Genomic DNA, 18,831 nt, shown 5'->3' on the forward strand with positions numbered 1-18,831 from the left:
TGCCCGCTCCTTTAACACCCCGGAGCGGGCATTTTTTTAGGCAACCGACGTCTTACTAAGCGACGGGTTCCCCGTCAGTCTTATGACCAATGCAATTGCACTGCTGAAGGTAGCCAACGCAACGACACCTTCCCAATTGGCCAGGGCGTAGACCTGACTTCCGAGAACCGAACCCAGCGCCATACCGATAAACACCATCGTAAACAGCAGAGCGTTCAATCGTCCTCGTGCCAGAGGCTCCAGGCTATAGACCAGATTCTGGTGGGCAACCAGGCTGGATTGCAATCCGAGATCAAAACCTACCGCCGAAAGGGCGATGAGCAGCCACTGCCCCTGAACGGGCAGGGCGGGTAACAAAAACATCAGAGCGAAAGATGCCGTTACCAGCAAAGCACCCAATTGCGTTACTTTTGCCGCACCCACTTTATCGGCAAGATGACCCGCCAACGGTGCGGCAAGCGCTCCGGCTGCTCCCGCGATACCAAAAGCACCCGCTATAGCGCTACCCATGTGGTAATGCTCAGATAACATTACCGCCAGCGTAGACCAGAAGGCGCTAAAAGCAATGGACAGAAAGCCTTGTGCCAGTGCTGCGCGGCGCAAGGTGGAATATCGTTGCCAAAGTTGCGCCATTGAGAACATTAATGATGGATAGCTCAACGTGGAATGGACCGTAAAGCGAGGCAGTACTTTCCACATAATCGCGGTAATTATGGCAATGCTGACGGCAGCGAGTTGATACATCTCGCGCCAGCCAAACGCTTCGCCCACCACTCCACTGACGGTACGTGAGAGTAAAATCCCCAGCAGAAGGCCCGTCATCACAGTACCCACCGTTTTTCCCTGCTTGCCGTTGGGCGCCAGTATTGCCGCCGCAGGCACAATATCTTGTGCCATGGTTGCCGCCATTCCCATCAGCAGGCTCACCAGTAATAGCGAATGCAACTGACCGGTAAAGCTACAGGCCAGCAGCAGCGCGGCAAGAGAGATGCTTTTCAGCAGGATTAATGTCCGGCGGTCATAACGATCGCCTAATGGCAATAAAAACAATATACCTAACGCATATCCCGCCTGGGTCAGCGTCGGGACCAACCCCATACCGGTGAGACTTAAGGCCAGATCCTGACCCATTAAAGGCAGAAGAGGCTGGGCGTAGTAGATAGCGGCCACGCTGAATCCGGCGCCCATTGCCAGAACAAAAATGACCCAACGGGAAAGTGCGGTATGTGTGTTCACAAATGATTCCTCAATCACAGGATGTGCGGCTATTTTTATCCTTCTGCGGGTGGTGCGGTAGCGAGCGCAGTGGTAAAACAGTTATACGCCAGACGTATGAAGAAACTGATAATGATAAAAACTGAACGTATAGATAGGGTGGAGCTGATGCGCACGTTTGTGCGTATCGTAGAAGCAGGATCGCTTTCGGCAGCGGCAAAACAGATAGGGACGACGCAAGCGACCGTAAGCCGACGGCTGCAATCGCTGGAGACGCTGCTGGGTGTGAAACTGCTTATGCGTACCACGCATGCGATGAAATTGACCGACGACGGCGAAAGAGGCTATCAGCATGCTAAGAAGATTATTGATGCCTGGCTGGCGCTGGAAGATGGACTTAATGTCACAGAAGATGAACCGGTGGGAACGTTGCGAGTCCGCGCACCGCATGCGTTCGGGCAACAACAACTACTGGAGCCGCTTTTGCAGTTTCTTTCGCGCTATCCCCAGTTGGCAGTAGAGTGGATGCTCAACGATAAAACCGTTGATTTTCTGAGCGATAATATTGATTGCGCTATTCGGGTTGGCGCGGAAGTCGATCCGGCCACGGTTTCCGTTTTACTGGCTGAAGTTCCCCGTAGTATGGTGGTGAGTCCAGGACTGCTGGAGCAATATGGCGAGCTTTCTCATCCTGAGCAGTTATCAGCGCTGCCCTGGATTGCAGTGAACACGTTTTATCAGCATAGCGTTTCGTTGTTGCACCAATTGCGTAATGAGCCAGTCACGCTGAATATTTCACCCAGATTAAGCACAGACAGTATTTATGTCGCAAGAAATGCCGCGCTGGCGGGGTTGGGAGTGACTATTGTTTCAAGCTGGATGGTGGCGGAGGATATTGCCGACGGACGTCTGGTTGCATTGCTACCTGAGTGGCATGCGGCGCCGTTGCCTGTACATTTGGTTTATCCGTGGGCACGTTACTATCCGACCCGCTTACGCAAGTTTCTGGCCCTAATGAAGGATGTTATGCCGCAGCTGACGGGGATGAAAGGCGTAGATCAGATATAAAAAAGCCGACCCGAAGGCCGGCTTTGATATTGATTATGGCTTACTCAACAGGCTGTGGACGTGTTGCTGGCGCAGTCGCTTGATGCGTTGCGCTATGTCCACCTGCGGCACCTTTGCCTTCAAAGGCGAATGCCGGACGCTGCCAGTCGCTATGACGCGGCGCTTCTGGCACATATTCCGGTGCCGGAGCGCGGGTCATTGGCGCGGTTGCATGGCTGTGCAGGTGTTCAGCATCAGCGCTTGCTGCGACAACTTCAGCCTTAACGACTTCAGTTTCGACGACAGGCGCGGCAACAACGACTTTCGGCGCTGCAACCTCTTCAACAACTGGCGCTGTTTCCACAACTTCAGCAATCTCTTCAACCACTTCTGGCTGGGGAATAACCACCTCTGCAGGCTCTTCGGCAACCGGTGCAGTCACAACGTCAGCCACAGGTTCGGCTTCAGCGGCGATTTCTTCTGCTACGGGCGCATCAGATGCAGCGATAATTTGCGGTTGTTCCTCGACTGGGGTCGCAATCACTTCCGGATGCGTGGTTTCAACCTGTGTGGTTTCAACAACGGCGGCCTGAGGCTCAGCTACGACAACCTCTGGTTGCACGGCTTCAACCGGCGCAGGGGTATCCACAATGTGTTCAACGGCAGCGGCAGCAACCTGAGGCTCTACGGCGACAGGTGCAGCTTGCTGCTGGACCATTTCCTGTTCACGCTGTTCTTCAACCTGCTGATCCTGAGGACGTGCGACAGGGTAGCGGATCCAAACTTTACCGGACGCTAATTCAGGAGATGCGCAGGCGACCGTTAACGGCATCGGTGACTGAACCGGATAACGCTCGTCACGGTAACGACGACGACGCTGTCCACTGACGCGCAGATGGCGAGGAGAGCGGCGAGAACGACGCGGCATACCGTTGGAGTCACGAGCTTCGCTGTTGTCTTCCTGCTCAGTCGCAACGACGGCTGGCAGATCAACTTTCGCCAGTTCGGTGCGCTGTGCCGGTACCGGCTGTTCTGTTGGTTGAGCAACAGCAGTTTCAGCGATTGCAGCAACAGTAGCCACTTCGGCTTCAACCGCCGGGCTGTCTGTGAAACGAACTTTCTGAGTCAACTGACGCTGTTTGCGGCGGGTTTGAGGCTGACGTACGCGCTCTTCCTGCTCAGTATCCTGCACAGGTTGTTCAGCCTGGTTCAGCTCTTTAACTTCCTGCTGAGCCTGACGCTTGTCATCGTTACGACGGCGGTTGCGTTCGCGACGCGGCGCCTGCTGTTCATCACCGGATTTCGCTTTGTCTGCAACATCAGTGGTTTGCTGGCGGTTATCGCGAGCTTCCGCATTTTGCTGCTGGGACTGACGACGGTTACGGCGGTTATCTTCACGGTTTTCGCCGTTTTCTGAACGTTCGCTACGGTTGTCGCGGTCACCGCGATTATCACGGTTATCACGACGATCGTTACGGTCGCGACGATTGTTCTGACGCGGTTTACGACGATCCTGCTGGCGTTCGGTTTTCTCTTCAGCTTTCGGCGCAGGTTGTTCAACCGGTTTCACTTCTTCGCTACCACCGAAGATGGACTTCAGTGCGCCAAAGAAACGGCTAATCAAACCGGGTTGTGCGGCAACGGCTGCGGTTGCTGCTGCAGCTTTAGTCGCGGTGGCTTTCGCGGCAGGTTCCTGCAGAGCAGGGGCTGGCGGAACGTCTGGCATGGCGAAGGTGGCCAGCGCCGGTTGCTCAGGCTGTTTACGCTCGACGTACTCTTCTTCCGTCGGCAATGCCATTGCCTCTTCATGCAGTTTCGGCAGCAGGTAGCTCAGGGTCGGTGTTTCTTCCCCTTTACGTACGCGCAGCACAGAATAGTGCGGGGTTTCCATCTGATCGTTTGGCACGATCACACAGCGCACGCCATTCTGACGCGTTTCGATAGCATTAACCGCGGTACGTTTTTCGTTAAGCAGGTAAGAGGCGATTGGCACAGGAACAATAGCATGAACTTCTTGCGTATTTTCTTTCAGTGCTTCTTCTTCGATCAGACGCAGAATAGACAGCGACAGTGATTCGTTATCACGTACGGTACCGGTGCCGGAACAGCGCGGGCACACGTGATGGCTGGATTCACCCAGAGACGGGCTCAGACGCTGACGAGACATCTCCAGCAGACCGAAGCGAGAAATATGGCTGATCTGAATACGCGCTCTGTCCTGGCGTACGGCCTCGCGCAGACGGTTTTCAACCGCGCGCTGGTGGCGAACCGGCGTCATATCAATGAAGTCGATTACAATCAGACCGCCGAGGTCGCGCAGACGTAGCTGACGGGCAATTTCATCGGCTGCTTCAAGGTTAGTGTTGAACGCAGTTTCTTCGATGTCGCCGCCGCGAGTTGCACGCGCGGAGTTGATATCGATAGCGGTCAGGGCCTCTGTGCTGTCAATAACGATTGAGCCGCCGGACGGCAGGCGCACTTCGCGCTGGAACGCGGATTCAATCTGAGACTCGATCTGATAGTGGCTGAACAGCGGGATTTCACCGGTGTACAGTTTGATTTTGCTGCTGAAATCCGGACGACCCAGTGCGGCGATGTGCTGACGTGCCATCTCCATCACTTTCGGATTATCGATAAGGATTTCGCCGATGTCCTGACGTAAGTAGTCACGGAAAGCGCGAACGATAACGTTGCTTTCCTGGTGGATCAGGAACGGAGCAGGGCGGCTGTCAGCGGCTTTTTGAATCGCTTCCCAGTGCTTCAGGCGGAAGCTCAGGTCCCACTGCAGTGCTTCGGCGGATTTGCCGACCCCTGCGGTACGCACGATAAGCCCCATGCCATCAGGCAGTTCCAGGCTTGCCAGCGCTTCTTTTAATTCGGTACGGTCGTCGCCTTCAATGCGACGGGAGATACCGCCCGCGCGCGGGTTGTTCGGCATCAGAACCAGATAACTACCCGCCAGGCTGATAAAGGTAGTCAGCGCAGCGCCTTTATTGCCGCGTTCTTCTTTATCGATCTGAACGATGACTTCCTGACCTTCGCGCAACACGTCTTTAATGTTGGGACGACCATGGGAGTTGTAGTTAGCGGGGAAGTATTCGCGGGCAATTTCTTTTAACGGGAGGAAACCGTGACGTTCAGCGCCGTAATCAACAAAAGCAGCTTCCAGACTCGGTTCAATACGGGTAATTTTGCCTTTATAGATGTTGGCTTTTTTCTGTTCGTGTCCAGGACTTTCGATATCCAGATCGTACAGACGTTGCCCATCTACAAGGGCGACACGCAACTCTTCCTGCTGAGTTGCGTTAATTAACATTCTTTTCATCGTAACTTACTCATTATTCTTACATTGACGACTAAGCTGCGGGCAGAGTAATGCCTTTCCGGGTGTGAACCGATGGCCTCGTGTCTATTCGCGTCGCCAACCTCACGGTTATCGTCAGCTCAAAGAGGCGCAGAGTGTCGGTTGCCTGCATTTCATACGGAAACACAGCGCAATTATCAGGGGAACAGTCTGGGTGTTACTCTCCAGAAAAGCTTCCATATTACCGGTAAGGACTGCAACCCGCAGCCCGCTAACTGCCTGAAAGATCAATACGTCTTACGCCATTGCTGCGTTGATGATCGGTCGGGCAAAATTGGGTCATTCCGGAAAAGTTCTTGTTTTAACAAGATTCAACACGGAAACAACCTCATTATTCCACTGCTAACCTTGTTATAGCAAGATGACTTTTGCCATTTATCACCCGGTTACTCACAGTTTTTTCACTTCCGCGTAGTGATTGCTTTAATAACCACCAAATCGGCTATGTCAAACTTAAGTAATAGGGTATAGCAGTTAATATAAGCATAGAAAAATGTGTGGCGCGAATCTTGATGGCTATTTAAAATCGGCCCCCATGAAAACAGAGACTCCAGCCGTAAAAACAGTTGCCATTACTGCCGACGAAGCAGGGCAACGCATCGATAACTTTTTGCGCACCCAGCTTAAGGGCGTGCCGAAAAGTATGATTTATCGCATTTTGCGTAAAGGCGAAGTGCGGGTGAATAAAAAACGCATTAAACCCGAGTACAAACTCGAAGACGGGGATATTGTGCGTATTCCACCTGTGCGTGTCGCTGAACGTGAAGAAGAGGCCATTTCACCGAACCTGCAAAAGGTCGCGGCGCTGACCGACGTCATTTTATATGAAGATGACCACATTCTGGTGCTTAACAAACCTTCAGGTACGGCCGTACATGGCGGAAGCGGGTTAAGCTTTGGCGTCATTGAAGGATTACGAGCACTGCGCCCGGAAGCGCGTTTCCTTGAACTGGTGCATCGCCTCGACCGGGATACCTCCGGCGTGCTGCTGGTTGCCAAAAAACGCTCAGCCTTGCGTTCATTGCATGAACAACTGCGTGAAAAAGGCATGCAGAAAGACTATCTCGCGCTGGTTCGAGGTCAATGGCAGTCGCATGTCAAAACCGTGCAGGCGCCGCTGTTAAAGAACATTCTGCAAAGTGGCGAGCGTATCGTGCGGGTGAACCAGGAAGGCAAACCGTCAGAAACACGTTTTAAAGTGGAAGAGCGCTATGCGTTTGCCACGCTTGTGCGCTGTAGCCCGGTGACCGGACGTACGCACCAGATTCGTGTGCATACCCAGTATGCCGGTCATCCAATTGCTTTTGACGATCGCTACGGTGACCGTGAGTTCGATAAGCAACTGGCGGATACGGGGTTGAATCGACTTTTCCTGCACGCCGCAGCGTTGAAATTTACCCATCCTGGAACGGGTGAAGTGATGCGTATTGAGGCGCCGATGGATAAGCAATTGAAGCGCTGCCTCGAGGTTTTACGCAGTAAAGCCTGATGCGCGTTGCTTATCAGGCCTACAATCGTGTGATGCACCGTAGGCCTGATAAGACGCATCGCGTCGCCATCAGGCAGATCAATCAGGCATTCAACGGGTTCATCTCTTCCCGCCGCAGCATTTGACACAACGCGATAAGCGGCAAACCGATCAGGGTATTTGGGTCACGGCCCTCCAGGCGTTCAAAGAGTGCAATACCTAACCCTTCACTTTTGAAGCTACCTGCACAATGGAGCGGGCGCTCTTTGCGCAGATAATCATCAATTTCCGCCTCGCTTAAATGACGGAAATGCACGTCAAAAGGTTCAACTTCGGTTTGTAAATGTCCGGTCGCAGAATTATACAGCGCCAGTCCGGTGTAAAACGTCACAATATTGCCACGGGCTTTGAGTAATTGTTGGCGCGCATTTTCTTCAGTTAATGGTTTGCCGGTTATTTCACCATCAAGAACACAAATTTGATCGGAGCCAATAATCAGATGCGATGGGTAACGGTGGGCGAGAGATTGCGCTTTTTTCTGCGCCAGTCGCAAGACTAAATGGCGTGGTGCTTCGCCGGGCAACGGCGTTTCATCAACCTCTGGCGCAGCGCATTCAAACGGGATTGCCAGTTTTTCGAGTAAAGCGCGACGCCAGGGGGAGGTAGAAGCAAGAATAAGTTGAGGCATATTTTTTCCCTCGCATATAGCGTATTGATGAGAGCCATTTTAAACTATGGACTTCGACCTACAAGCTGGCTGTAGTGGCTTGTCTTGAGTGATTTTAAGTCGATGACCCGCAATGTGTGCGAATTATTGGCAAAAGGCAACCACAGGCTGCCTTTTTCTTTGACTATATGACGTTACAAAGTTAATATGCGCGCCCTATGCAAAAGGTAAAATTACCCCTGACTCTTGATCCGGTTCGTACGGCTCAAAAACGCCTCGATTATGAAGGTATCTATACTTCTGATCTGGTTGAGCGCGTCGCCGATTCTGTAGTCAGTGTGGACAGTGATGTGGAATGCTCCATGTCGTTCGCTATCGATAACCAGCGTCTCGCCGTTATAACCGGTGATGCGAAGGTATCGGTTACGCTCGAATGTCAGCGTTGCGGGAAACCGTTCCCACTTCATGTTCACACAACATATTGTTTTAGTCCTGTCCGTTCTGACGAGCAGGCTGAAGCACTCCCGGAAGCGTATGAGCCGATTGAGGTTAACGAATTCGGTGAAATCGATCTGCTTGCAATGGTTGAAGATGAGATTATCCTCTCCTTGCCGGTAGTTCCGGTGCATGATTCTGAACACTGTGAAGTGTCCGAGGCGGACATGGTCTTTGGCGAATTGCCTGATGAAGCGCAAAAACCAAACCCATTTGCCGTATTAGCCAGCTTAAAGCGTAAGTAATTGAGGAGTAAGGTCCATGGCCGTACAACAGAATAAACCAACCCGTTCCAAACGTGGCATGCGTCGTTCTCATGACGCTCTGACCGCAGTCACCAGCCTGTCTGTAGACAAAACTTCTGGTGAACAACACCTGCGTCACCACATCACTGCCGACGGTTTCTACCGTGGCCGTAAGGTAATCGCTAAGTAATCACGCATGACTCAATGGCTTTCCCACTTCTGGTGAGAAAGACAAAGAGTGAACGCGTGATGAAGCTTAGTGAGGCTTTCCCCGGGTAACTGGGGAAACACCTAACCGGGCAGCGACGATACCTTGACACGTCTAACCCTGGCGTTAGATGTCATGGGGGGAGATTTTGGCCCTACCGTGACAGTGCCTGCAGCATTGCAGGCACTGAATTCTAATTCGCAACTCACACTTCTTTTAGTCGGGGATCCCGATACAATCACGCCATTACTTGCCAAAGCTGACTTCGAACAACGTTCGCGTCTGCAGATTATCCCTGCTCAGTCAGTTATTGCCAGTGATGCCCGGCCCTCGCAAGCTATTCGCGCCAGTCGTGGAAGCTCAATGCGTGTTGCCCTGGAGCTCGTGAAAGAAGGTCAGGCACAAGCTTGTGTCAGCGCCGGTAATACGGGCGCACTCATGGGACTTGCGAAGTTATTGCTCAAACCTCTTGAGGGGATTGAGCGTCCTGCGTTGGTGACGGTGTTACCCCATCAGCAAAAGGGCAAAACGGTGGTGCTGGATTTGGGCGCCAACGTAGATTGTGATAGCACGATGTTGGTGCAATTTGCCGTCATGGGTTCCGTGCTGGCAGAAGAGGTTGTTGGCATTGCCAATCCTCGCGTAGCGTTACTCAACATCGGCGAAGAAGAAACGAAAGGTCTCGACAGTATTCGAGATGCTTCAGCTGTGCTAAAAACAATCCCTTCCATTAATTATATCGGCTATCTTGAAGCCAATGAGTTACTGACTGGCAAAACCGATGTGTTGGTCTGTGACGGTTTTACAGGTAATGTCACATTAAAGACGATGGAAGGTGTTGTCAGAATGTTCCTTTCACTGCTGAAATCTCAGGGTGAGGGCAAAAAACGGTCGTGGTGGCTGCTGTTATTAAAACGTTGGTTACAAAAAAGCCTGACAAGGCGATTTAGTCACCTCAACCCCGACCAGTATAATGGCGCCTGTCTGTTAGGATTGCGCGGCACGGTGATTAAGAGTCATGGTGCGGCCAATCAGCGAGCATTTGAAGTCGCGATTGAACAGGCAGTGCAGGCGGTGCAGCGACAAGTTCCTCAGCGAATTGCCGCTCGCCTGGAATCTGTATACCCAGCTGGATTCGAACTGCTGGACGGTGGCGAAAGCGCAAAATCACGAGCACACAGATAACGGTGCGTTTGTGAATGTGGCCAACGTATCAGCGATTTGCTCGTAGCGGTATATAACCAAAAAGTGACTGAGCGTACATGTATACGAAGATTATTGGTACTGGCAGCTATCTGCCTGAACAAGTGCGTACTAACGCCGATTTGGAAAAAATGGTTGAGACGTCTGATGAGTGGATCGTCACTCGTACAGGTATCCGTGAACGCCATATTGCAGCGCCAAATGAAACAGTTGCGACGATGGGCTTTGCCGCCGCAAACCGTGCGATTGAAATGGCGGGCATCGACAAAGAACAAATTGGTCTGATTGTGGTTGCTACCACATCATCCACTCACGCATTTCCAAGCGCGGCGTGCCAGATCCAAAGTATGCTGGGGATCAAAGGCTGTCCAGCGTTTGACGTTGCAGCCGCTTGTGCTGGCTTCACTTACGCCCTGAGCGTTGCCGACCAGTACGTTAAATCTGGCGCAGTTAAGCATGCTCTGGTCGTTGGCTCCGATGTCCTGGCCCGTACCTGCGATCCAACCGATCGCGGAACGATCATTATTTTCGGTGATGGGGCTGGTGCGGTTGTACTGAGCGCATCAGAAGAGCCAGGCATTCTCTCCACGCATCTGCACGCTGACGGTCGCTACGGCGAACTGTTGACGCTGCCTAACGCCGATCGCGTGAACCCGGAAAACCCGATCCACCTGACGATGGCGGGTAACGAAGTATTTAAAGTCGCGGTGACCGAGCTTGCGCACATCGTTGATGAAACGCTGGAAGCCAATAATCTTGACCGTTCTGCGCTGGACTGGCTGGTGCCGCATCAGGCTAACCTGCGCATTATCAGCGCGACAGCTAAAAAGCTGGGTATGTCGATGGATAATGTTGTCGTGACGCTCGACAGACATGGTAATACCTCTGCTGCCTCCGTACCGTGCGCGCTGGACGAAGCCGTCCGCGACGGGCGTATTAAAGCTGGGCAGTTGATATTGCTTGAAGCCTTCGGGGGTGGATTCACCTGGGGCTCCGCGCTGGTTCGTTTCTAGTATAAGGATTTAAACATGACGCAATTTGCATTTGTGTTTCCGGGGCAGGGTTCCCAGACCGTTGGGATGTTGTCTGAAATGGCAGCAAACTACCCAATTGTTGAAGAAACATTTGCTGAAGCATCAGCTGCACTGGGCTATGATCTGTGGGCGTTGACTCAGCAAGGTCCGGCTGAAGAACTGAATAAAACCTGGCAGACGCAGCCCGCGCTGTTGACCGCATCCGTTGCGCTTTATCGCGTATGGCAGCAGCAGGGGGGTAAAACACCTGCGCTGATGGCGGGTCACAGCCTGGGCGAATATTCTGCGCTGGTATGTGCGGGTGTTATCAGTTTTGCCGATGCCGTACGTCTGGTTGAACTGCGTGGCAAATTCATGCAGGAAGCGGTTCCGGAAGGCACTGGCGGCATGTCTGCTATTATCGGTCTGGACGATGCCGCTATCGCTAAAGCGTGCGAAGAGTCTGCCGAAGGCCAGGTGGTTTCACCGGTAAACTTTAACTCACCGGGTCAGGTGGTTATTGCCGGGCATAAAGAAGCCGTAGAACGTGCTGGTGCTGCCTGTAAAGCCGCGGGCGCTAAGCGTGCGCTGCCGCTGCCGGTCAGCGTTCCTTCTCACTGCGCGCTGATGAAGCCTGCCGCTGAGAAACTGGCCGTTGAGCTGCAGAAAATCACCTTTAACGCGCCGACTGTTCCGGTTGTGAACAACGTCGACGTGAAGTGCGAGACCACGGCAGACGCAATTCGCGATGCGCTGGTTCGTCAGCTGTATAGCCCGGTTCAGTGGACTAAAACCGTTGAATTTATGGCATCCCAGGGCGTAGAGCACCTGTATGAAGTCGGTCCGGGTAAAGTTCTGACCGGCCTGACGAAACGTATTGTTGACACCCTGACTGCTTCGGCACTGAATGAGCCGGCGGCATTGTCTGCGGCGCTAGAGCAATAAAAGAGGAAGACCATGAGTTTTGAAGGAAAAATCGCGCTGGTTACCGGTGCTAGCCGTGGCATTGGCCGCGCAATTGCTGAGACACTTGTTGCCCGTGGCGCGAAAGTTATCGGTACTGCTACCAGCGAAAGCGGCGCGCAGGCCATTAGCGATTACTTAGGTGCAAATGGTAAAGGTCTGATGTTGAATGTGACCGATCCGGCATCTATCGAATCTGTTCTGGAAAATATTCGCGCAGAATTTGGTGAAGTCGATATCCTGGTCAATAATGCCGGGATTACTCGTGATAACCTGTTAATGCGCATGAAAGATGACGAGTGGAACGATATCATCGAAACCAACCTGTCATCTGTTTTCCGTCTGTCAAAAGCGGTAATGCGAGCTATGATGAAAAAGCGTCATGGGCGTATTATCACTATCGGTTCTGTGGTTGGTACCATGGGAAATGCGGGTCAGGCTAACTACGCTGCGGCGAAAGCGGGTCTGATCGGCTTCAGTAAATCACTGGCGCGCGAAGTTGCGTCTCGTGGCATTACTGTAAACGTTGTTGCTCCGGGCTTTATTGAAACGGACATGACGCGTGCGCTGTCTGATGATCAGCGTGCGGGTATTCTGGCGCAGGTTCCTGCGGGTCGCCTCGGTGGCGCTCAGGAAATCGCCAGTGCGGTTGCATTTTTAGCTTCTGACGAAGCAAGTTACATCACAGGTGAGACTTTGCACGTCAACGGCGGGATGTACATGGTTTAACCACGATGAAAAATATTTGCGTTATTGTAGGTCTTGGCCTCAAAATAACGTAAAATCGTGGTAAGACCTGCCGGGATTTAGTTGCAAATTTTTCAACATTTTATACACTACGAAAACCATCGCGAAAGCGAGTTTTGATAGGAAATTTAAGAGTATGAGCACTATCGAAGAACGCGTTAAGAAAATTATCGGCGAACAGCTGGGCGTTAAGCAGGAAGAAGTAACCAACAATGCTTCCTTCGTTGAAGACCTGGGCGCAGATTCTCTTGACACCGTTGAGCTGGTAATGGCTCTGGAAGAAGAGTTTGATACTGAGATTCCGGACGAAGAAGCTGAGAAAATCACTACCGTTCAGGCTGCCATTGATTACATCAACGGCCACCAGGCGTAAGTGAACATCTCCAGGCGGTCATTCGACCGCCTGAGTTTTATCTTTTTATCCCACTTGAATTATTTTCCCTCCCTGGAGGACAACCGTGTCTAAGCGTCGTGTAGTTGTGACCGGACTGGGCATGTTGTCTCCTGTCGGCAATACCGTAGAGTCTACCTGGAAAGCTCTCCTTGCCGGTCAGAGTGGCATCAGCCTGATCGACCATTTCGATACTAGCGCCTATGCAACGAAATTTGCTGGCTTAGTAAAGGATTTTAACTGTGAAGACATTATCTCGCGCAAAGAACAGCGCAAGATGGATGCCTTCATTCAATATGGAATTGTCGCTGGCGTTCAGGCCATGCAGGATTCTGGCCTCGAAATTACGGAAGAGAACGCTCATCGTATTGGCGCCGCTATCGGCTCTGGTATTGGCGGTCTCGGTCTTATCGAAGAAAACCATACCTCACTGGTAAACGGTGGACCGCGTAAGATCAGCCCGTTCTTCGTTCCGTCGACGATTGTTAACATGGTGGCTGGTCACCTGACCATCATGTACGGCCTGCAAGGGCCAAGCATCTCCATCGCGACCGCCTGTACTTCAGGCGTGCATAACATCGGTCATGCCGCACGTATCATTGCATACGGCGACGCAGACGCGATGGTTGCGGGTGGTGCTGAAAAAGCCAGTACGCCGTTGGGTGTGGGTGGCTTTGGCGCGGCACGTGCACTGTCTACGCGTAATGATAATCCGCAAGCGGCAAGCCGCCCATGGGACAAAGAGCGTGACGGCTTTGTGCTGGGCGACGGTGCTGGCATGGTGGTACTGGAAGAGTACGAGCATGCGAAAGCGCGCGGTGCAAAAATCTATGCTGAAGTCGTTGGTTTCGGTATGAGCAGCGATGCTTACCACATGACGTCGCCACCGGAAAACGGTGCAGGCGCTGCGCTGGCAATGGTCAACGCACTGCGCGATGCGGCTATCGAAGCGGGTCAGATTGGCTATGTCAACGCACATGGTACGTCCACCCCAGCGGGCGATAAAGCGGAAACCCAGGCAGTGAAATCTGTCTTTGGCGATGCGGCAAGCCGTGTAATGGTAAGCTCCACTAAATCCATGACCGGACACCTGTTGGGTGCGGCGGGCGCGGTAGAGTCAATTTTCTCTATCCTGGCGTTGCGCGATCAGGCTATTCCGCCAACCATCAACCTGGATAACCCGGATGAAGGTTGTGACCTGGACTTCGTACCTCACGAAGCGCGTCAGGTTAGTGGTCTGGAGTATGCGCTGTGTAACTCCTTTGGCTTCGGTGGTACCAACGGCTCTTTGATCTTTAAAAAGATTTAAGTCCGTCAGGTGATGCGCTAGCATCGATAGCAAATTGAAAAGGTCCGCTTGTCGGGCCTTTTTTTATTCGGTTTTCCGCCCTTGTCCTGTGTTACTCATCCTGCCAAACTAGCGGACCAGAAATAAGGAGCCACCATGTTCTTAATTAATGGCTGCGAGCAAGATATGCTGGCCGCAAGCGATCGAGCGACCCAATTTGGTGATGGCTGTTTTACCACTGCCTGTATTATCGACGGTGAAATCCCTCTCTTTGCAGCGCATCTTGAGCGTTTACAAGACGCTTGCCAAAAACTGCTGATCTCTTTTGAAGATTGGTCCGAGCTGCAAAATGAAATGAAAATGCTGGCGAAAGGGCACGTACGCGGTGTGTTGAAGGTGATTATCAGCCGTGGCAGTGGAGGCCGGGGTTACAGTGGCAAAAATTGTCATAGTGCCACACGCATCCTCTCCGTTTCAGCCTGGCCCGATCATTACGATCGTTGGCGGCAAGAAGGCATTACGCTGGCGCTAAGCCCAGTGCGGCTGGGACGTAATCCACTGCTTGCCGGGCTTAAACACCTGAATCGACTGGAGCAGGTGTTGATTCGCTCTCATCTTGAACAGACGGACGCCGATGAAGCGCTGGTTCTTGACAGCGAGGGATGGGTTACGGAATGCTGTGCGGCTAATTTGTTCTGGCGTAAAGGCGATGTGGTTTACACGCCCCGGCTGGACCAGGCCGGAGTGAACGGTATTATGCGACAATTCTGTATCCGGATGCTGGCACAATCGCCATTCAGTATTGTCGAAGTGTATGCCGGGTTGGAGGAGATAATGCAGGCTGATGAAATCGTCGTCTGTAACGCGTTAATGCCCATTATTCCCGTGCGTGCCTGTGGCGACACGTTGTTGTCTTCACGTTTGTTATTCGATTATTTAGCCCCACTTTGTGAGCACCCGAATTAGCCATGAAAAAACTGTTACTTGTTGTCCTGTTATTGCTGGTTGTGCTGGGCATTGCCGCTGGAGTGGGAATGTGGAAAGTTCGCCATCTGGCGGACAGCAAATTATTGATTAAAGAAGAAACGATTTTTACGCTGAAAGCGGGGACGGGCCGTCTGGCTCTCGGCGAACAGCTGTATGCAGACAAAGTTATCAATCGTCCGCGCGTGTTCCAGTGGCTGCTGCGTGTGGAGCCCGAGCTGTCGCATTTTAAGGCCGGAACATATCGCTTCACGCCTGACATGACGGTGCGGGACATGCTGCAACTGCTGGAAAGCGGCAAAGAGGCGCAGTTCCCGTTACGTCTGGTTGAAGGGATGCGCCTGAGCGATTACCTCAAACAGCTGCGTGATGCCCCGTATATCAAACATACGTTAAGCGACGATAGCTATGAGACCGTGGCCGAGGCACTTAAGCTGGAAAACCCGCAACGGGTAGAAGGCTGGTTCTGGCCAGATACCTGGATGTATACCGCCAATACTACTGACGTAGCGTTGCTAAAACGCGCGCATCAGAAAATGGTTAAAGCGGTGGATACTGTCTGGGAGGGGCGCGCTAATGGCCTGCCTTATCAGGACAAAAATCAGCTGGTAACCATGGCTTCTATTATTGAAAAAGAAACTGCGGTTGCCAGCGAGCGCGACCAGGTGGCTTCGGTCTTCATTAACCGCTTACGTATCGGTATGCGTTTACAAACCGATCCGACCGTGATTTACGGGATGGGTACACGGTATAATGGCAAATTGTCGCGTGTGGATTTAGACACCCCGACCGCCTATAACACCTATACCATTACGGGACTGCCGCCTGGCCCGATTGCCATGCCGGGAGAGGCTTCATTGCAGGCCGCGGCGCATCCGGCAAAAACGCCGTATCTCTATTTTGTGGCTGACGGTAAAGGCGGCCACACGTTTAACACCAATCTTGCCAGCCATAACCGGTCCGTGCAGGATTACCTGAAAGTGCTTAAGGAAAAAAATGGGCAGTAACTATATCGTCATTGAAGGCCTGGAAGGCGCCGGAAAAACCACCGCGCGTAACGTGGTGGTGGAGACACTTGAGCAACTCGGTATTCGTGACATGGTTTTCACCCGTGAACCTGGTGGAACGCAGCTGGCTGAGAAACTAAGAAGTCTGGTGCTGGATATTAAATCGGTCGGTGACGAGGTCATTACCGACAAAGCCGAAGTTCTGATGTTTTACGCGGCGCGTGTACAGTTGGTCGAAACCGTTATTAAACCTGCACTGGCGAAAGGCGCGTGGGTAATTGGCGATCGTCACGATCTGTCGACCCAGGCGTACCAGGGCGGCGGACGCGGTATCGATCAAAATATGCTGGCAACCCTGCGCGATGCGGTGCTTGGTGATTTTCGCCCGGACCTGACGATTTATCTGGATGTGACACCAGAAGTCGGGTTGAAGCGTGCCCGTGCCCGCGGCGAGCTGGATCGTATTGAGCAGGAATCTTTCGACTTCTTTAATCGTACTCGCGCGCGCTATCTTGAGCTGGCTGCCAAAGACGCCAGCATTCGTACTATAGACGCTACGCAGCCGTTGGAGGCTGTGATGGCTGATATCCGTCATACCATCACCCAATGGGTGAAGGAGCAGGGCGCATGAAATGGTACCCATGGTTACGACCGGATTTTGAAAAACTGGTAGCCAGCTACCGGACGGGTCGTGGTCACCATGCGTTACTGATTCAGGCGTTACCCGGAATGGGCGACGACGCGCTGATTTACGCCCTCAGCCGCTATTTAATGTGCCAGCAGCCGGAAGGGCATAAAAGCTGTGGACAGTGCCGCGGCTGTCAGCTAATGCAGGCGGGGACGCACCCTGACTACTATTCGCTGCTGCCGGAAAAAGGCAAAAGCACGCTGGGGGTTGATGCGGTACGCGAAGTCAGTGAAAAGCTGTACGAGCATTCGCGTCTCGGCGGTGCGAAGGTCGTGTGGATCCCGGATGCTGCCCAGTTAACCGATGCCGCCGCCAACGCCTTGCTGAAAACGCTGGAAGAACCCCCGGCACAAACCTGGTTTTTCCTCGCCAGCACAGAGCCAGCTCGCTTGCTGGCGACATTACGCAGTCGTTGCCGGTTACATCATCTTGCGCCACCGGCTGAGTCGTATGCGATCTCCTGGCTTGCCCGAGAAGTGACCGCGTCTCCAGAAGCGCTGCTTAGCGCGTTACGCCTGAGTGCTGGTTCGCCTGGCGCGGCACTTACGTTGTTACAGGCTGAAAGCTGGGCGCACCGCACAGATTTTTGTGCGGCACTGGGGAACACATTAAACGCAGGCGACTGGTATATCTTGCTCGCGGCGTTAAACCACGATCAGGCTGCCGCCCGTTTACACTGGCTGGCAACGTTGTTGACGGATGCGTTGAAACGTCCGTATGGGGTTTCCCATTTAACGAATCCTGATGCGCTGGACCTGATATCTTCTATCGCAGAACGGTTATCCGTTGCCCAGATACAGGCGATACTCGGTGACGTTTGTCATTGTCGTCAGCAACTGCTGAACGTAACAGGCGTAAACCGTGAGCTGGTGTTAACCGATCTTATCCTGCGTATTGAGCATTACCTGCAACCAGGCACCGTACTGCCTGTTCCCCATCTTTGAGAGAGACATTATGTTTTTAGTCGACTCACACTGCCATCTTGATGGCCTGGATTATCAATCTCTGCATAAGGACGTGGATGACGTGCTGGCGAAAGCGGCCGCACGTGATGTGAAATTCTGTCTTGCCGTTGCGACCACTCTGCCAGGATATCGCAGTATGCGCGAACTGGTCGGTGAGCGTGATAATGTGGTTTTCTCCTGCGGCGTGCATCCGTTAAATCAGGATGAAACCTATGATGTTGAGGACCTGCGTCGTTTTGCCGCCGAAGAGGGGGTTGTGGCGATGGGAGAAACCGGGCTGGACTATTTTTACACGCCGGAAACAAAGGTGCGCCAGCAGGAATCTTTTATCCACCATATTCAGATCGGCCGTGAGTTACAGAAGCCGGTTATCGTGCATACCCGCGATGCGCGAGCCGATACGCTGTCTATTCTGCGCGAAGAAAAAGTGACGGATTGTGGCGGCGTACTACACTGTTTTACAGAGGACAGAGAAACGGCGGGCAAATTGCTGGACCTTGGATTCTATATCTCGTTTTCCGGCATCGTCACGTTCCGAAATGCAGAGCAGCTCCGTGATGCCGCCCGCTATGTTCCTCTGGACCGGTTATTGGTCGAGACGGATTCTCCCTACCTTGCGCCTGTACCGCATCGTGGAAAAGAGAACCAGCCCGCCATGACTCGTGACGTTGCAGAGTACTTGGCCGTAGTGAAAGGTGTTGCCGTTGAAGAACTGGCGCAGGCAACCACTGATAACTTTGCCCGCCTGTTTCACATCGACGCTTCTCGCCTGCAATCTGTTCGTTAACTGACTTTTTTTAAAGCTCGTAATTAATCACTAATGCGAGTAAAGTTCACCGCCACAAAATGGGCGGTGAATAATCAGTTTGACAC

General features: G+C 52.7%; 18 protein-coding genes. 15 read left to right on the forward strand and 3 right to left on the reverse strand.

Features of this window, described 5'->3' with window-relative positions:
• Positions 1–36: 36 nt before the first annotated feature.
• Complete coding sequence (locus OGY33_RS19025) at positions 37–1,236, reverse strand: MFS transporter (RefSeq protein WP_149608142.1); 1,200 nt, start codon at positions 1,234–1,236, stop codon at positions 37–39.
• Positions 1,237–1,257: 21 nt separating this feature from the next.
• On the opposite strand from OGY33_RS19025, the gene OGY33_RS19030 reads away from it, so the two are divergent.
• Positions 1,258–2,283: a LysR family transcriptional regulator gene (locus OGY33_RS19030; RefSeq protein ID WP_048226963.1), complete on the forward strand. Its 1,026-nt coding sequence runs from the start codon at positions 1,258–1,260 to the stop codon at positions 2,281–2,283.
• 40 nt (positions 2,284–2,323) lie between these two features.
• Here the strand turns inward: OGY33_RS19030 and rne are convergent, their stop codons facing one another.
• Positions 2,324–5,587, reverse strand: a complete 3,264-nt coding sequence (gene rne, locus OGY33_RS19035; protein WP_191238635.1) for a ribonuclease E — start codon at positions 5,585–5,587, stop codon at positions 2,324–2,326.
• A 574-nt stretch (positions 5,588–6,161) separates the two neighbouring features.
• Here rne and rluC point away from each other — a divergent pair.
• The gene (gene rluC, locus OGY33_RS19040; protein ID WP_003036228.1) at positions 6,162–7,115 is read left to right on the forward strand and encodes a 23S rRNA pseudouridine(955/2504/2580) synthase RluC; all 954 of its coding nucleotides are present in this window, start codon (positions 6,162–6,164) and stop codon (positions 7,113–7,115) included.
• A gap of 82 nt (positions 7,116–7,197) precedes the next feature.
• On the opposite strand, the gene OGY33_RS19045 is transcribed toward rluC, so the two are convergent.
• A complete protein-coding gene (locus OGY33_RS19045) occupies positions 7,198–7,782 on the reverse strand; it encodes a Maf family protein (protein ID WP_003832177.1) in 585 nt (194 codons plus the stop codon).
• 197 nt (positions 7,783–7,979) lie between these two features.
• Here OGY33_RS19045 and yceD point away from each other — a divergent pair, with 197 nt between their 5' ends.
• The 13 genes from yceD to OGY33_RS19110 all read left to right on the forward strand — a co-directional run bounded on the left by yceD (position 7,980) and on the right by OGY33_RS19110 (position 18,745).
• A complete protein-coding gene (gene yceD, locus OGY33_RS19050; RefSeq protein WP_003036239.1) occupies positions 7,980–8,501 on the forward strand; it encodes a 23S rRNA accumulation protein YceD in 522 nt (173 codons plus the stop codon).
• A gap of 16 nt (positions 8,502–8,517) precedes the next feature.
• Positions 8,518–8,691, forward strand: a complete 174-nt coding sequence (gene rpmF / locus OGY33_RS19055; RefSeq protein ID WP_003036242.1) for a 50S ribosomal protein L32 — start codon at positions 8,518–8,520, stop codon at positions 8,689–8,691.
• A 123-nt stretch (positions 8,692–8,814) separates the two neighbouring features.
• Complete coding sequence (plsX, locus tag OGY33_RS19060) at positions 8,815–9,894, forward strand: phosphate acyltransferase PlsX (RefSeq protein WP_071846967.1); 1,080 nt, start codon at positions 8,815–8,817, stop codon at positions 9,892–9,894.
• Positions 9,895–9,971: 77 nt separating this feature from the next.
• Positions 9,972–10,925: a beta-ketoacyl-ACP synthase III gene (gene fabH / locus OGY33_RS19065; protein ID WP_003832181.1), complete on the forward strand. Its 954-nt coding sequence runs from the start codon at positions 9,972–9,974 to the stop codon at positions 10,923–10,925.
• A 15-nt stretch (positions 10,926–10,940) separates the two neighbouring features.
• Positions 10,941–11,870: an ACP S-malonyltransferase gene (fabD, locus tag OGY33_RS19070; protein ID WP_048226957.1), complete on the forward strand. Its 930-nt coding sequence runs from the start codon at positions 10,941–10,943 to the stop codon at positions 11,868–11,870.
• A 12-nt stretch (positions 11,871–11,882) separates the two neighbouring features.
• Entirely contained in the window at positions 11,883–12,617 is a 735-nt protein-coding gene (gene fabG / locus OGY33_RS19075) for a 3-oxoacyl-ACP reductase FabG (protein WP_003036255.1), read from the forward strand.
• 154 nt (positions 12,618–12,771) lie between these two features.
• On the forward strand, positions 12,772–13,008 hold the full coding sequence (gene acpP / locus OGY33_RS19080) for an acyl carrier protein (protein ID WP_000103754.1): 237 nt from the start codon (positions 12,772–12,774) through the stop codon (positions 13,006–13,008).
• Between the two features lie 85 nt (positions 13,009–13,093).
• Positions 13,094–14,335, forward strand: coding sequence for a beta-ketoacyl-ACP synthase II (fabF, locus tag OGY33_RS19085; protein ID WP_003036260.1), 1,242 nt, complete (start codon positions 13,094–13,096; stop codon positions 14,333–14,335).
• A 135-nt stretch (positions 14,336–14,470) separates the two neighbouring features.
• Positions 14,471–15,280 (forward strand): aminodeoxychorismate lyase, encoded by an 810-nt coding sequence (gene pabC, locus OGY33_RS19090; protein WP_048214459.1) that lies wholly within the window; start codon positions 14,471–14,473, stop codon positions 15,278–15,280.
• Between the two features lie 2 nt (positions 15,281–15,282).
• Positions 15,283–16,305, forward strand: coding sequence for a cell division protein YceG (yceG, locus tag OGY33_RS19095; RefSeq protein WP_048214458.1), 1,023 nt, complete (start codon positions 15,283–15,285; stop codon positions 16,303–16,305).
• A complete protein-coding gene (gene tmk, locus OGY33_RS19100; protein WP_048214457.1) occupies positions 16,295–16,936 on the forward strand; it encodes a dTMP kinase in 642 nt (213 codons plus the stop codon). Before yceG ends, tmk begins: the two co-directional genes overlap by 11 nt.
• The gene (holB, locus tag OGY33_RS19105) at positions 16,933–17,937 is read left to right on the forward strand and encodes a DNA polymerase III subunit delta' (RefSeq protein WP_191238634.1); all 1,005 of its coding nucleotides are present in this window, start codon (positions 16,933–16,935) and stop codon (positions 17,935–17,937) included. The genes tmk and holB overlap by 4 nt, the downstream gene beginning before the upstream one ends.
• A gap of 10 nt (positions 17,938–17,947) precedes the next feature.
• Positions 17,948–18,745, forward strand: coding sequence for a metal-dependent hydrolase (locus tag OGY33_RS19110; RefSeq protein WP_048214455.1), 798 nt, complete (start codon positions 17,948–17,950; stop codon positions 18,743–18,745).
• The last annotated feature ends 86 nt before the right edge of the window (positions 18,746–18,831 follow it).

It is taken from the genome of Citrobacter sp. Cpo032, from assembly GCF_030332975.1.
Lineage (GTDB): Bacteria > Pseudomonadota > Gammaproteobacteria > Enterobacterales > Enterobacteriaceae > Citrobacter > Citrobacter portucalensis.

Excerpts from the sequence above, each read along its gene's own strand:
- OGY33_RS19030 (WP_048226963.1), top strand. The coding sequence starts at position 1,258 with ATGTGCGGCTATTTTTATCCTTCTGCGGGTGGTGCGGTAGCGAGCGCA.
- rne (WP_191238635.1), bottom strand. The coding sequence starts at position 5,587 with ATGAAAAGAATGTTAATTAACGCAACTCAGCAGGAAGAGTTGCGTGTC.
- rluC (WP_003036228.1), top strand. The coding sequence starts at position 6,162 with ATGAAAACAGAGACTCCAGCCGTAAAAACAGTTGCCATTACTGCCGAC.
- OGY33_RS19045 (WP_003832177.1), bottom strand. The coding sequence starts at position 7,782 with ATGCCTCAACTTATTCTTGCTTCTACCTCCCCCTGGCGTCGCGCTTTA.
- yceD (WP_003036239.1), top strand. The coding sequence starts at position 7,980 with ATGCAAAAGGTAAAATTACCCCTGACTCTTGATCCGGTTCGTACGGCT.
- rpmF (WP_003036242.1), top strand. The coding sequence starts at position 8,518 with ATGGCCGTACAACAGAATAAACCAACCCGTTCCAAACGTGGCATGCGT.
- fabH (WP_003832181.1), top strand. The coding sequence starts at position 9,972 with ATGTATACGAAGATTATTGGTACTGGCAGCTATCTGCCTGAACAAGTG.
- fabD (WP_048226957.1), top strand. The coding sequence starts at position 10,941 with ATGACGCAATTTGCATTTGTGTTTCCGGGGCAGGGTTCCCAGACCGTT.
- fabG (WP_003036255.1), top strand. The coding sequence starts at position 11,883 with ATGAGTTTTGAAGGAAAAATCGCGCTGGTTACCGGTGCTAGCCGTGGC.
- acpP (WP_000103754.1), top strand. The coding sequence starts at position 12,772 with ATGAGCACTATCGAAGAACGCGTTAAGAAAATTATCGGCGAACAGCTG.
- pabC (WP_048214459.1), top strand. The coding sequence starts at position 14,471 with ATGTTCTTAATTAATGGCTGCGAGCAAGATATGCTGGCCGCAAGCGAT.
- yceG (WP_048214458.1), top strand. The coding sequence starts at position 15,283 with ATGAAAAAACTGTTACTTGTTGTCCTGTTATTGCTGGTTGTGCTGGGC.
- tmk (WP_048214457.1), top strand. The coding sequence starts at position 16,295 with ATGGGCAGTAACTATATCGTCATTGAAGGCCTGGAAGGCGCCGGAAAA.
- holB (WP_191238634.1), top strand. The coding sequence starts at position 16,933 with ATGAAATGGTACCCATGGTTACGACCGGATTTTGAAAAACTGGTAGCC.
- OGY33_RS19110 (WP_048214455.1), top strand. The coding sequence starts at position 17,948 with ATGTTTTTAGTCGACTCACACTGCCATCTTGATGGCCTGGATTATCAA.